The sequence below is a fragment of the Sphingomonas sp. STIS6.2 genome (genome assembly GCF_000732685.2).
GTDB lineage: Bacteria > Pseudomonadota > Alphaproteobacteria > Sphingomonadales > Sphingomonadaceae > Sphingomonas > Sphingomonas aerolata.
In genome coordinates, this window is record NZ_JPDP02000022.1 from 25934 (window position 1) to 38850 (window position 12917).

General features: G+C 68.0%; 15 protein-coding genes and 1 other RNA gene. 10 read left to right on the top strand and 6 right to left on the bottom strand.

The window, feature by feature from the left end; translation table 11 throughout:
• Positions 1-6: 6 nt before the first annotated feature.
• The 3 genes from sphst_RS02980 to sphst_RS02990 form a co-directional block, all read right to left on the bottom strand.
• Positions 7-432 carry an MAPEG family protein gene (locus sphst_RS02980; protein ID WP_031396468.1) on the bottom strand — a complete coding sequence of 142 codons (426 nt, stop codon included), beginning with the start codon at positions 430-432 and terminating at the stop codon, positions 7-9.
• 116 nt (positions 433-548) lie between these two features.
• Positions 549-1610, bottom strand: a complete 1062-nt coding sequence (locus sphst_RS02985) for a 1,9-bis(guanidino)-5-aza-nonane synthase (protein ID WP_031396469.1) — start codon at positions 1608-1610, stop codon at positions 549-551.
• 133 nt (positions 1611-1743) lie between these two features.
• Positions 1744-2979 (bottom strand): type III PLP-dependent enzyme, encoded by a 1236-nt coding sequence (locus sphst_RS02990; RefSeq protein WP_107045131.1) that lies wholly within the window; start codon positions 2977-2979, stop codon positions 1744-1746.
• 137 nt (positions 2980-3116) lie between these two features.
• Between sphst_RS02990 and sphst_RS02995 the strand changes: the two genes are divergently transcribed.
• Positions 3117-4079, top strand: coding sequence for a threonine ammonia-lyase (locus sphst_RS02995; RefSeq protein ID WP_056680389.1), 963 nt, complete (start codon positions 3117-3119; stop codon positions 4077-4079).
• Entirely contained in the window at positions 4076-4255 is a 180-nt protein-coding gene (locus sphst_RS03000) for a hypothetical protein (RefSeq protein WP_031395612.1), read from the top strand. Before sphst_RS02995 ends, sphst_RS03000 begins: the two co-directional genes overlap by 4 nt.
• Positions 4256-4400: 145 nt before the next feature.
• Here sphst_RS03000 and sphst_RS03005 read toward each other — a convergent pair whose 3' ends face one another.
• Entirely contained in the window at positions 4401-5057 is a 657-nt protein-coding gene (locus tag sphst_RS03005) for an alpha/beta hydrolase (protein ID WP_031395613.1), read from the bottom strand.
• Between the two features lie 63 nt (positions 5058-5120).
• Here sphst_RS03005 and sphst_RS03010 point away from each other — a divergent pair, with 63 nt between their 5' ends.
• The 8 genes from sphst_RS03010 to sphst_RS03045 all read left to right on the top strand — a co-directional run bounded on the left by sphst_RS03010 (position 5121) and on the right by sphst_RS03045 (position 10940).
• Positions 5121-6167, top strand: coding sequence for a cysteine desulfurase family protein (locus sphst_RS03010; RefSeq protein ID WP_107045132.1), 1047 nt, complete (start codon positions 5121-5123; stop codon positions 6165-6167).
• Complete coding sequence (locus sphst_RS03015) at positions 6164-7231, top strand: cysteine desulfurase family protein (RefSeq protein WP_107045133.1); 1068 nt, start codon at positions 6164-6166, stop codon at positions 7229-7231. Before sphst_RS03010 ends, sphst_RS03015 begins: the two co-directional genes overlap by 4 nt.
• 13 nt (positions 7232-7244) lie before the next feature.
• Positions 7245-7550: a 2Fe-2S iron-sulfur cluster-binding protein gene (locus sphst_RS03020; protein ID WP_031441521.1), complete on the top strand. Its 306-nt coding sequence runs from the start codon at positions 7245-7247 to the stop codon at positions 7548-7550.
• A 139-nt stretch (positions 7551-7689) separates the two neighbouring features.
• The gene (locus tag sphst_RS03025) at positions 7690-8052 is read left to right on the top strand and encodes a hypothetical protein (protein ID WP_051916542.1); all 363 of its coding nucleotides are present in this window, start codon (positions 7690-7692) and stop codon (positions 8050-8052) included.
• An 83-nt stretch (positions 8053-8135) separates the two neighbouring features.
• Positions 8136-8372, top strand: coding sequence for a hypothetical protein (locus sphst_RS03030; RefSeq protein WP_051916540.1), 237 nt, complete (start codon positions 8136-8138; stop codon positions 8370-8372).
• Between the two features lie 70 nt (positions 8373-8442).
• An RNA gene (gene ffs / locus sphst_RS03035) (signal recognition particle sRNA small type) lies at positions 8443-8536 on the top strand.
• A 380-nt stretch (positions 8537-8916) separates the two neighbouring features.
• Complete coding sequence (locus sphst_RS03040) at positions 8917-10620, top strand: DNA polymerase III subunit gamma/tau (RefSeq protein WP_107045172.1); 1704 nt, start codon at positions 8917-8919, stop codon at positions 10618-10620.
• On the top strand, positions 10617-10940 hold the full coding sequence (locus sphst_RS03045; protein WP_031395321.1) for a YbaB/EbfC family nucleoid-associated protein: 324 nt from the start codon (positions 10617-10619) through the stop codon (positions 10938-10940). Before sphst_RS03040 ends, sphst_RS03045 begins: the two co-directional genes overlap by 4 nt.
• Positions 10941-10967: 27 nt before the next feature.
• Here the strand turns inward: sphst_RS03045 and mtgA are convergent, their stop codons facing one another.
• A complete protein-coding gene (mtgA, locus tag sphst_RS03050) occupies positions 10968-11639 on the bottom strand; it encodes a monofunctional biosynthetic peptidoglycan transglycosylase (protein ID WP_107045134.1) in 672 nt (223 codons plus the stop codon).
• A gap of 9 nt (positions 11640-11648) precedes the next feature.
• Positions 11649-12917: a flavin monoamine oxidase family protein gene (locus tag sphst_RS03055; RefSeq protein ID WP_031396359.1), complete on the bottom strand. Its 1269-nt coding sequence runs from the start codon at positions 12915-12917 to the stop codon at positions 11649-11651.

A 12917-nucleotide genomic window follows, 5' to 3' on the forward strand; every position in this document is an offset into this window, starting at 1 on the left:
GTCTCGTCAGAATACCGCCATCGCCGCGTGCAGCGTGAGCGCGATCAGCGCGAGGCTCGACAGCAGGAACAGGATGAACCGCGTCTGCACCCGGTTGGTCGTCGCCTGCGCGATGCTGTGCGCGACCCGCAAGCCGACATAGGCCCAGGCGATCCACGCGTTGACCCCGTCGCCGGTATGGCTGAGCGCGAGCACCGCACACACCGCGTAGAACAGCGTCGGCTGCTCCATCAGATGGTTGTAGTTGTGCGCCTTCCACTGCGCACTGGCGGGCAGCGAGCGGTCCGCATCGGCGGCGCGCGTGCCGACGAGCTGGCTGAGGTCGACCCCCGCCGCCTTCATCGCCGGCAACCGGGTCGCCAGCATCCAGAGCAGCATCACCAGCGTCCAGGCGATCAGCGCGACCATCGGCCGCAGGATCTCGCTGTGGATCAGGTCGTCATGCATGAAAAAGCCTCCCCCGGTTCCCCGGAGGAGGCTGCATCAATCACGCAATGGGAGCAATCGCAGAATCCTCCCCCTTGCAGGGTAGGATCAGCGCGCCCGCCTCAGGCCTTGTCGAAGCTCGCGCCCCACTTGCGGACCGGACGGTCCTTCCACAGGCCGCGATGATACGCGTCCGACGCGAGCAGCGGCATGACCGAACCTGCCTCGGCGAACACCATCTGCTCGATGCCGGTGTTGACCTTGCCCCACGACGCCGCCTCCTGCAGCGTCGACGACGAGCATGCACCGTCGCGCACGTCGGCGACCGTGATCTGCACTGCGTACTTGTGGACCTGGACGTCGTCGTGACCGAGGATCTCGGCGCACACCACGGTGTCCTGGATAAAGTTCTTCGGCACGCCGCCGCCGATCATGAGAAGCCCGGTGGTGCCCGCCTTGATCTTGATCTCGGTGAGCTCGCGGAAATCGGCGATCGCGTCGAGGACCATGTAGGGCTTGCCCGCCTTCGCGGCATCGACCTGGTGCTTGACCAGACCGAAGCCTGCCGAGCTGTCGACGAACGCCGGGCAGAAGATCGGCACGTCATGCTCATAGGCGAGCTTGACGAGGCTGTTCTCCTTCTTGCCGTGCTCGACCAGATACTTGCCCATCTCGCGGATGAACTCGCGGCTCGAATAGGGGCGGGGTTCCAGCGTCTCGGCGATCTCGAAGATCGTGTGGTCGACGTGCTGGAGCTCTTCCTCGTCGATATAGGTGTCGTAGATCCGGTCGATCATCAGCGAGCGCAGCACGTCGTCGTGCGGCACTTCGAGCGCCTGGTAATGCTTGTGGCCGAGGCCCTCGAAGAAATCCATGTCGACGATCGTCGCGCCGGTCGCGACGATGCCGTCGATCATGTTGTTGCGCAGCAGCTCGGCATACAGGTCCATGCAACCGCCGGCCGAGGTCGAGCCCGCGATCACGAGGAAGATCGTGCAGTCCTTGTCGGCGAGCATCTGGTTGTAGATGTCGGTCGCGCGGCCGAGGTCGCGGCTGGTGAACGACATCTTCTTCATCGCGTCGACGATCGGCCGCGCGTCGAAGCTGGTGATGTCGATATGCTCGACGGTGGTGGACAGGAGCTCAGCCTTGCGCTGCGCGTCGATGCGGGTGTCTTCGGTCATGGTCATCATCCTCAAACGTCGTCATCCCCGCGCAGGCGGGGATCCATAAACTCGGGGGCTCGATGGAGCCGCGCCGATAGCGTTTATGGATTCCCGCCTGCGCGGGAATGACGGTAGAAATAACAGCTAGTGGTTACAGCGTGACGACGTTGGACGCGAGGTCCTGGTACCGTTCGTCGTACAGCGAGACCATCGGCTCGTCGGTGACGATCACCGTCTCGTCCGATCCGAACCCGTTGAACGCGGTCCGCATCGCCGAGCCGTATGCGCCGAGCATGCCGATCTCGATATAGTCGCCGGCCTGGACGTCGGCGGGCAGCAGGAACGGCCCGGCCATGTGGTCCATGTCGTCGCACGTGGGACCATAGAAGCTGAACTCCATGTCCTTGGCACGGCTGTCCGGCTCGCGGAGCAGCTCGACCGGGAAGCGCCAGCCGATATGCGCCGCATCGAACAGCGCGCCATACGCGCCGTCATTGATGTACAGCTCGGTCCCGCGGCGCTTTTCAACGCGCACGATGATCGACGAATATTCCGCGCACAGCGCCCGGCCGGGCTCGCACCACAGCTCGGACGAATAGCTGACGGGCAGCGATTCGAACGCACGGTGGATCGTCTCGAAGAAGCGCTCGAGCGGAGGAGGCTCCATCCCCGGATAGGAAGACGGGAAGCCGCCGCCGACGTCGATCACGTCGACCGTGACCGCCGCCTCGACGATCGCCGCGCGGACACGCTCCATCGCGTTCGAATAGGCCTCGGGAGTCATCGCCTGGCTGCCGACATGGAAGCAGATGCCGAGTGCGTCCGCCGCCTGGCGGGCCGCGAACAGCAGCTCCTTGGCTTCATGCGGTGCGGCACCGAACTTCGACGCCAGGCTCAGCTTCGAATGCTCGGACGACACGCGCAGCCGGACGCACAGCGTCAGGTCGCTGGCTTCGCGGGTGGCGCGCACGACCTTGTCCAGCTCTTCCAGGCTGTCGAGGCTGAAGGTGCGGACGCCGTGCGTGAAATACGCCTCGGCGATCGCTTCCTCGGCCTTGACCGGGTGCATGAAGCACAGGGTCGCCTCAGGCAGCGTCCGCGCGACCAGGCGCACTTCGGCGATCGACGCCACGTCGTAATGCGTGATGCCATTGTCCCACAGGATCTGCAGGAGTTCGGGAGATGGATTCGCCTTCACCGCATACATCGAGCGGCCCGGGAACTTCTCGACGAAGAACCGAGCGGCGCGCGCAGCAGCGTGCGGACGAACGAGCGTGACCGGATTGACCGGGCGCCCCTTAGCGATGTCGATGCCGCCCCCGATGAGGGGAGTGTCGGCGGTCGAATGGGCTTTCGCTAACCCCAGCGCGATATGATGCTTGACCAATTCAAGGGACCTCCAATGTCCTGAGACAAATTACGAAAACACTGCCTTGCGGTTGGAAGTCCCATGGGGCAGCGGAAGCGCGATTTAGGGGCGCACGCCCCCCATGTAAATAGCATCTGCACCACAGGAGACGACGTGTGACGATTTTGCGACAGCCGACACGGGCCGGTGTCCGTGACGCGGCAGAGAAGATCGCGCGCATCCTGCCGCCGACGCCGCTGTTCGTGGCCGAAATCCGGGGGATAGCGGTCGCGTTCAAGGCGGAATCGCTGCAGCCGGTCGGCGCGTTCAAGATTCGCGGCGCCTGGCACCGGCTGACCGCGATTCCCGATCAGATCCGCGCGCGCGGCGTCGTCGCCTTCTCGTCGGGCAATCATGCGCAGGGCGTGGCGTGGGCGGCGCGGCGACTCGGTATCGCCGCGACGATCGTCATGCCGTCGGACGCCCCGCGGACGAAGCGCGACGCGACGCTGGCGCTCGGTGCGGAGGTCGTCGCCTATGACCGCGCGACCGAAAGCCGCGAGGCGATCGCCGCACGGCTCGCCAAGGCGCGCGGCGCGACTTTGGTGCCGAGCTTCGACGACCCGTGGATCATCGAGGGGCAGGGCAGCGCGGGGATCGAGGCGCACGCCCAGATGGCGGCGCTCGGCCTGGGGTCGCCCAGCCGCATCGTCGTCCCGTGCGGCGGCGGCGGGCTTGCGGCGGGGGTCGCGCTCGCGGTCAAGGACGCGGCGATCACGGTGGTCGAGCCCGAGGGGTGGGACGACATGCGGCGGTCGCTCGAAGCGTCGTGGATCGAGCCGGTCGGGCCGAACCCACCGCCGACCGCGTGCGATTCGCTTCAGACGCAGCGCGTGTCGCCGCTGACCTTCGACGTGCTGTCGCGGCGCGATGCGACCGGCGTCGCGGTCAGCGAGGCGGAGACCGCGGCGGCGCAGCGCTGGGCGGCGGAGCGGCTGCGGCTGGTGATCGAGCCGGGCGGCGCGGTCGCGCTCGCGGCGCTGCTGGCGGGCAAGGTGCATCCCGAACCCGGGCTGCTCGTCATCCTGTCAGGCGGCAATGTCGACCGCGCCGCCTATGCAGCGGTGCTGGCAGCATGACCGCCGCATTGACCGCCATCGCCGCCGCCGCGCCCGCCATCGCCATGCTCGGCATGTTCGCCTGCCTGATCGGCGGCATCACGCTGATCGTGAAGAACCGCGACCGCCGCAAAGGCATACTCATGCTGGTGATGGCCGCGGTCCTGCTAGCCAACGTAGCAATCTGGACCCTGTAAACCCCTCTCCCCTCGGGGGAGAGGGAGGGGCCCGCCGCGCAGCGGTGGGAGGGTGAGGGCACGTGGTGAAGCGCAAGGCTCCCCAACGTGCCCTCATCCGGCGCTTGCGCGCCACCTTCTCCCCCGAGGGGAGAAGGGCATAAGCTCACCGGATCGGCGAATTCGGATCCAGCCGCATGTCGAGATACTTGTCCACCGACCCCATCAGCTCGGGCATCTCATGCTCGAAGAAGTGGTTCGCCTTCGGGATCGTGTCGTGATGGATCGTGATGTGCTTCTGCGTGCGCAGCTTGTCGACCAGCTTCTGCGTCGCACCCGGCGTCGCGACCTCGTCGCCCTCGCCCTGGATGATGATCCCGCTCGACGGGCAGGGCGCGAGGAAGGTGAAGTCGTACAGGTTCGCCGGCGGCGCGATCGAGATGAAGCCGCGGATCTCCGGCCGGCGCATCAGCAGCTGCATGCCGATCCACGCGCCGAAGCTGACGCCCGCGATCCACGTCGTCTGCGCCTCGGGATGGAAGCTCTGCACCCAGTCGAGCGCGCTCGCCGCATCGGAGAGCTCGCCGACGCCGTTATCGAACACGCCCTGGCTCTTGCCGACCCCGCGGAAGTTGAACCGCAGCGTCGCAAAGCCGCGCCGCTGGAAGGTCTTGTAGAGCTGCTGCACGATCGCGTTGTTCATCGTGCCGCCCGCAGACGGGTGCGGGTGGAGGATCATCGCAACGGGCGCGCGCGGGCGCGGACCCGGCGCAAAACGACCTTCGAGACGGCCTTCGGGACCGGGAAAAATGACTTCTGGCATGGGCACTCGCGAGCTGGGATACGCACTCGGGTGGAGTGCCGGACGATGCGCGCTATATAGGTAATGCACCCCTTTTCGCAATTGGAACCGACCCTGTCCCGTAACGAACCCCGCATCTACCTCGATCACGCCGCCACCACGCCGATGCGTCCGGAGGCCGTCGCGGCGGTGATGGAGGGCATGACGCGCTGGGCGAACCCGTCCTCGCCGCATGCCGAGGGGCGGGCGGCGCGGGCGGCGCTGGAGGATGCGCGGCGCCGGATCGCGCAGGCGCTCGACTGGCCGCACCACGTGATCCTGACCAGCGGCGCGAGCGAATCCGCAAGCCTCGCGCTGCGAGGACGGCCGGGCATCGGCGTGGCCGCGGTCGAGCATGACGCGGTCCTGCGCGCGGCGGAAAGCCCGGTCATGCTGGATGTCGATGCGGGCGGCATCGTCAGGACCGAGGGGCGGGACTGGATCGCCCTCCAGTCCGCCAACAGCGAAACCGGCGTCCTCCAGCCCGCGACCGCCACCCCCCGCATCGCCGACTGCGCGCAGACCGCCGGCAAGCTCCCGCTCCCGCACGCGGACATGATCATCGTCTCCGCGCACAAGCTCGGCGGCCCGCCCGGGATCGGCGCGCTGCTCGTCCGCGACCTCGGCCTGCTCGATCCGACCGGCGGGCAGGAGCGCGGCTATCGCGGCGGGACCGAGAATCTCCCCGGCGCGCTCGGCTTCGCCGCCGCACTCGAAGCCCCGCGCGACTGGTTCGCGCCGCTCGCCGACTTGCGCGCCGAACTCGACGCCGCGATCCTCGCACATGGCGGCGAGATCGTCGCGCAGGCCAGCCCCCGCATCCCGACCATCGCCTCCTACCGGATGCCCGGCGTCGGCGCGGCGGCGCAGCTGATCCGCCTCGACATGGCCGGGTTCGCGGTCTCGGCGGGCAGCGCCTGTTCGTCGGGCAGCATGCGGCCGAGCCATGTCCTCGCCGCGATGGGCTATCCCGCCGACGCCGCCGCGCAGGTCGTCCGCGTCAGCTTCGGCTGGACCACCACCGCCGACGACGTCGCGCGCTTCGCCGAGGCCTGGACGCGCATCGCCCGCGACATCAGGGCGGCCGCATGAGCTATCTCGATTACCAGGCGACCACCCCGCTCGCGCCCGAGGCGCTGGCCGCGATGCTCCCCTGGCTCGAATCGCAGCATGCCAACCCGCATTCGCCCCACCGCGAAGGCCGCCGCGCGAAGGCCGCGGTCGAGCTGGCGCGCGATCAGGTCGCGGCGCTGCTCCCCCCCGGTGGCCGCATCGCCTTCACCAGCGGCGCGACCGAGGCGCTGAACTGGGCGATCAAGGGCACCGCCGGGCCGATCACGACGCTCGCCACCGAACACGCCGCCGTCCTCGACACCGCGGCGGCGGAAGCAGCGCAGGGGCGCGACGTGACGATCCTGCCGGTCGGCGCAGACGGGATCGTCGACAGCGTCCCATCCGGCGCAGGCGTCGTCGCCGCGATGCTCGTCAACAACGAGATCGGCGTGATCCAGCCGATCGCCGCGCTTGCCGAGGCCGCGCACGCCGCCGGCGCGCTGATGCTGGTCGACGCGGTCCAGGGCTATGGCCGCGTAGCAATCCCCGACACCGTCGACCTGATCGCAATCTCCGCGCACAAGATCCACGGTCCCAAGGGCATCGGCGCGCTGTGGATCCGCGACGGCGTCACGCTCGCCCCGCTGCTCCACGGCGGCGGGCAGGAGGCGCCCGGCCGTTCTGGCACGCTGTCGCCCGCACTGTGCGCCGGCTTCGGTATCGCCGCGCAGCTGATGGCCGACCGCAGGGATCAGGATGCCGCGCATGTCGACCGGCTCTGGTCGCTGGCGCGCGACCGGCTCGGCCCCGGCTGGACGATCAACGGCGCCACCGACTCGCGCTATCACGGCAATCTCAACATCCGTCGCGACGCGCTCGACGTGAACCGGCTGATGTCCGACCTGCGCGACATCGCCTTTTCCGCAGGCTCGGCCTGTGCGAGCGGGTCGGGGCGGTCGAGCCATGTGCTCCGCGCGATCGGGCTGAGCGAGACCCAGGCCCGGTCGAGCATCCGCCTCGGCTTCGGCCGCTACACCACCGAAACAGACCTCGCCGCCGCGATCGACGCGATCGCGGCCGCGGCGGAAGGGCAATGGCCATGATCGTCCGCTTCCCATGATCGTCCACTTCATCGCCCGCGACGGCAGCATGCGCAGCGTCGCCGCCACCCCCGGCGACCGGCTGCTCGACGCCGCCCAGGCGGACGGCCAGCCGCTCGAGGGCACGTGCGAGGGCCAGCTTGCTTGCGCGACCTGCCATGTCATCGTCGACGCCGCCGATGTCGCGCGGTTGCCGCCGGCGAGCGCTGACGAAGAGGACATGCTCGATCTCGCCCCCGGCGCGACCCGGACCAGCCGGCTCGCCTGCCAGATCCGCCTGACCGAGGCGCTCGACGGACTGACGGTGCGCATCCCCGGATGACCGACCGGGCGAACCTTACAGAATGACAACGGCCGGTTCAGCGTCGAGCCACGGCGGTTCGGCGATCAAGCCTCCACCGCCCCAGTATACGGGGCATTGATACAGCCCCGCTGCCCGGGGCTCGAGTGGAGTAGCTTTCATGAGGATCATCGCTTTCTTCGCCGCCGGTGCTCTGGCCGCCGGTACCCTGGTTGCAGCGGCCCCCGCGGACGCACAGCGTTACGGCTGGGACGGGCCGCGCGGCGGCGGGCATCATGACCGTGGCTGGCATGGCCCGCGCCATCGCTATGACGGCTATCGGGATGGCGGTTACCGGGGCGGCTACCGGGGCGGGTACCGCGGCGGGTACCGGGATGGATATCGCGGCGGCTATCGCGGGCACCACGGCGGCTATCGCGCGCATTACGGCTATGGCGGGCCGCGTGGCTATGGCCGCTCGCGCGTCGTGTGCCGCATCCAGCGCGGCTATTACGGCCCGGTTCGCCGCTGTTTCCGTCGTTGATACGGAACCGTAATGAGGCGGCGCGAGTTTGCTAACATAGGTTATGGGATTCACGCGAATCCAGACCGCTCAGGAGACTTTCCATGAAGTTGTTTACCCTCGCCGCCGCCGGTCTCGTTGCGCTCACCGGCCTCGCGCCCGTCGGCTTCGCCGCCGAGGCGTCTGCACAGCGCACCGTCGTCCATGAGCGGACCGTCGTCCGTCACAACGACAACCGCCCCGGCGTCCGTCATCGTACGCGCACGCGTCAGATCTGCCGCAACGTGGTCCGCAACCATCATCGCCAGCGCGTCTGCCGCACGGTCCGCGTCAACCGCTAAGAACGGGCCTTCCCCCTGGTCAGGCCGTAAAGCGGCTTGATCATCCCGTCCGACCCCGCCATATGCGCAGCGGGAGTCGGGCGGACGGGGTCGTCGCCAACTTGGTCAGATCCGGAAGGAAGCAGCCACAACGATTTCGCCCCGGGTCGTCCCGGCTCCCACCGCGAACATTTGCAGGCAAATGTTCGCGCGGCCAGCGGCGCAAAGCGCCGTCTGACGACACGGCTCAGCCGTGGCGCCCCTACCTCCCCGCCAAACCCCTGATCCCAAACAGCTTTCACAATGACGTTCCCGAAACGTTCCATTTCACTGTAAATCTGCCCGCGATTGTGGTACGCCGCATCATGGCCCAGATCGCTCCCAGTTCCGGCCCCCGATACGCCATCCCGAACGGCCGCACCCCGACCTCGGGCTGCACCGCGAAGACGCTCAGTGTCGACCCGACGCCCAATGTTGAATCGCGCTATCGTCTCAACATTCGCAACATTCGCGGTCCCGGCCATGCCCTTCGACACCGGACCCGACAGCCGCTATGACGACCGCAATGTCAGATTCCTTCGACCTGGGCGAACCGCCACAGCCGGCTGCTAAGGCGGATGTCGCGTACCGTGTGCTCGCGCGCAAATATCGTCCGCAGACCTTTTCCGAGCTCATCGGGCAGGACGCGATGGTCCAGACGCTCGGCAACGCGATCAAGCGCGACCGGCTGGCGCATGCGTTCCTGATGACCGGGGTGCGCGGGGTCGGCAAGACGTCGACCGCGCGCCTGATCGCCAAGGCGCTCAACTGCATCGGTCCGGACGGGCAGGGCGGTCCGACGATCGACCCCTGCGGCGTCTGCGAACCCTGCCGCGCGATCGCGGAGGGCCGCCATATCGACGTGATCGAGATGGACGCAGCGAGCCATACCGGTGTCGACGACGTCCGCGAGATCATCGACGCGTCGCGCTATTCGGCAGTCACCGCACGCTTCAAGATCTACATCATCGACGAAGTCCACATGCTGTCGAAGAACGCGTTCAACGCGCTCCTGAAGACGCTCGAGGAACCGCCCGCGCATGTGAAGTTCCTGTTCGCGACGACCGAAGTGAACAAGGTGCCGGTGACGGTCCTGTCGCGCTGCCAGCGTTTCGACCTGCGCCGCATCTCGGCAGAACAGCTTGCCAAGCACTTCGCCTGGGTGTCGACCGAGGAAGGCGTCGTCGCCGAGCCCGAGGCGTTGATGCTGATCGCACGCGCCGCCGAAGGGTCGGCGCGCGACGGGCTCTCGATCCTCGACCAGGCGATCGCGCATGCGGGGCTCGAAGGTGGCGGCGTCACCGCGGACGCGGTGCGGCAGATGCTCGGCCTGTCCGACCGCGGCGCGGTGCGCGACCTGCTCGCCCTGATCCTGGCGGGCGACGGGGCGGGGGCGCTCGCCTCGCTGCGGCGGCAATATGATTATGGCGTCGATCCGCTGTCGGTGCTCCGGTCGCTGCTCGAAACCGTTCACGGCATCACGCTGACCAAGGTCGGGACGCCGGCCGACGCCGCGCAGCCCGCGGAGGAACGCGCCGCGCGCGAGGAGTGGGCGGCGAACCTGTCCTACCCCGCGCTGCATCGCCTCTGGCAGCTGTTCCTCAAGGGCCATGACGAGGTCGCCAAGGCGGTCCTGCCGATCGAGGCGGCGGAAATGGCGCTGCTGCGGACGATCTACGCCTCGACGCTGCCCGATCCCGGCGAACTCGCGCGGCAGATCGCCGGCGGTCCCGCACCCGCTGCGCCCGCCGCCGCGTTGACTCAGGCGCCGGCGCCCGCTCCCGCATCCTCCGGCGAAGCGCCGCCCTGGGCCGGGGCGGTGGCGCCCGCCGCGCCGGCACCCGTCGACACCGGACCGATCCTGCCGCCGACCTTTGCGGCTCTGGTCGATCTGCTCGACGATTCGGGCGGGCTGGCGATCGCCGCGCGGCTGCGACACGGTGCGCGAATCGTCTCCTATGCGCCGCCCGAATTCGCGCTCAGCGGAAGCCGGCCGGTCTCGGCCGACACGCTGGCGGAACTCGGCACGCTGCTGAAGTCGGTCACGCGGACCGCCTGGAAGGTGTCGATCGTCGACGCGCCCGGCGAACCGACGCTGCGCGAAGCGCAGGACGCCGCCGACGAGGCGGTGAAGCAAGCCATTCTCGAATCCCCCATCATGAAGGCCGCGGTGGCAGCGTTTCCCGACGCCAAGCTTGAATCGTGGCCGGGTCAAAGGAGCAACGCATGAAGAATATCGACGAAATCCTCGCCATGGCGCAGAACGTCCAGACCGAACTCGAAAAGGCGCAGGCCAATCTCGACACGATCGAGGTCGAGGGCGCGTCGGGCGGCGGGCTGGTCAAGGTCAAGGCGTCCGCCAAGGGCCGGATCATCGGCATCGCGATCGACGATTCGCTTATGCAGGTCGGCGAGAAGCAGATGCTCGAGGATCTGCTGACCGCCGCCTTCAACGATGCCCGCGCCAAGGCCGATGCGGTGTCGGGCACCGAAATGTCGAAGATGACCAGCGGCCTGCAGCTCCCGCCGGGCTTCAAGCTGCCGTTCTGATTTGCCGGGTGCGGCGGCTGCCGGCCCCTAGCGGAGGCAGCCGTCGAGCCCCTGGGTGCGGACCGTCGAGACACGGCGCGACAGCGTGTTGCCATGGCGGCGGACGAAACCGCGCGGCGCGATCGCCGCCCGCTTCTTCGGCAGCGGCAACACCGCCGCGATCCGCCCCGCCTCGGTCGCCGACAGCCGCGACGCATCGTGGTTGAAATACCGGATCGCCCCGGCATTGGCGCCATAGGTGCCGATCCCGGTCTCGGCGATGTTGAGATACACCTCCATGATCCGCCGCTTCGGCCACAGCGTCTCGATCAAGACGGTGAAATACGCCTCGAACGCCTTGCGGACATAGCCGCCGCCCTGGAACAGGAACGCGTTCTTCGCGGTCTGCTGGCTGATCGTCGACCCGCCACGGATCCGCCCGCCCTGCGCATTGCGCGCCGCAGCCCCGGCGATCGCCTTGAAGTCGAAGCCGCTGTGCGAACAGAACCCCGAATCCTCGCCCGCAATCGCGGCGCGCGCCATGTCGGGATCCATCTCCGACAACGGCATCCAGTCCTTCGTCACCGTATGCCCGGACAGCAGGTCGCCCATCATCGTGAAGGTGAAGGGCGGCGGGACGAACCGGTACAGGCCGACCCAGGCGACCGTCACGACGACGAAGACGAACGCGAATTTGGCGAGGATGCGGATAAGGCCCATGGCCGCTCCTTATGCGATCACCGCGCCCCCGCCAATGATCGCCCGCGCCGCCGTGACGCCGGTTTCATATGCGCCATGCGCCGTAGAGAAATCCTCGCGGTGGCAGGCCTCGCCGGCAAAGAAGATCCGGCCATCGACCGGTTCTTCGAGCACCGCGCGCTGGCCCGCGCACCCGATCCGCGCATGGCTATAGCTGCCTCCGATCCAGGGTACGTGGCGCCAGCGCGTCGCGGCAAGCGCCGTGAAGCGGCTGCGCCAGTCGCTGCCGAGCAGGGCGACCAGCTCATCGATCGCGAACGCCGCGGCGTCGCCATCCTCCAGCATCTCCGCGCAATCGCCGCCGAAGAAACTCTCGATGATCGGCCAGCCGAACGGCGACAGGCGGTGGCTGGCGGTGCAGGCGGCATAGGGGTTGCCGACGAGATGCGCATTCGCCGGCCATTCCGGGCGATCGACATGCAAGAACACCTTGTCCGCCAGACCGAGTGGGAGGTCGGCGGCGGCGGCATGCTTGTTGGGCAAGGGCGGGTCGAACCTGATCTGCGATCGGGCAAGCACGGTGGTGGGCACGCAGACGATGACATGATCCGCGTCGATCGTCCCGGACGGCGTGTCGAGCGTGATCCGCCGACCGCCATGGTCGATACGGGTAACCGGCGTGGAGAGGCGGATCGGAAGACCGGCGGCATGGCTGGTGACCAGCGTGCCATAGCCTTGCTTCACGGTCCAATTATCGTCCGATGCAGCATTTTCATACGCGGCCCAGTCATGGAGCGACACCTGCGACAGGTTCGCGCCATTCGCATAGCCTGAGATCGCGTCGATCCTCGACCGCCACGGATCGTTCACACCGACAAACTCGGACAGGGCGCGGTCGGGACCGTCGACTGCCGCCAGTGCGCGGGCGTTCCACTCCTGATAGGCAGTGGACGAGGACGCCTGCTCTTCGGGTGAAAAACTGAGGTTACGCCATTGCGTGCGCCAGTTCGCGTCCGACCGGTCGACGCTGAAACCCGAAAGCTCCGCAATCGCGGTCCATGGGTTGCGCTGCGCAGAGTGGAGCCACCCGCAACCGGCATCGACATTAGACCCCGCAGGGACAGGATTCGCCTCTGCCTCACTGCTCTCGCGGCTCAATAACTCGTCTATCGAAAGACTATGCGCCCGACCACCAAGGCGGTCGCTCGCCTCGACCAGCAACACATCATGCGCGGCGTCATACAGCGTTCGCGCCGCCGCAATACCGGCCGCACCGCCGCCGATGACGACGGTGCGCAT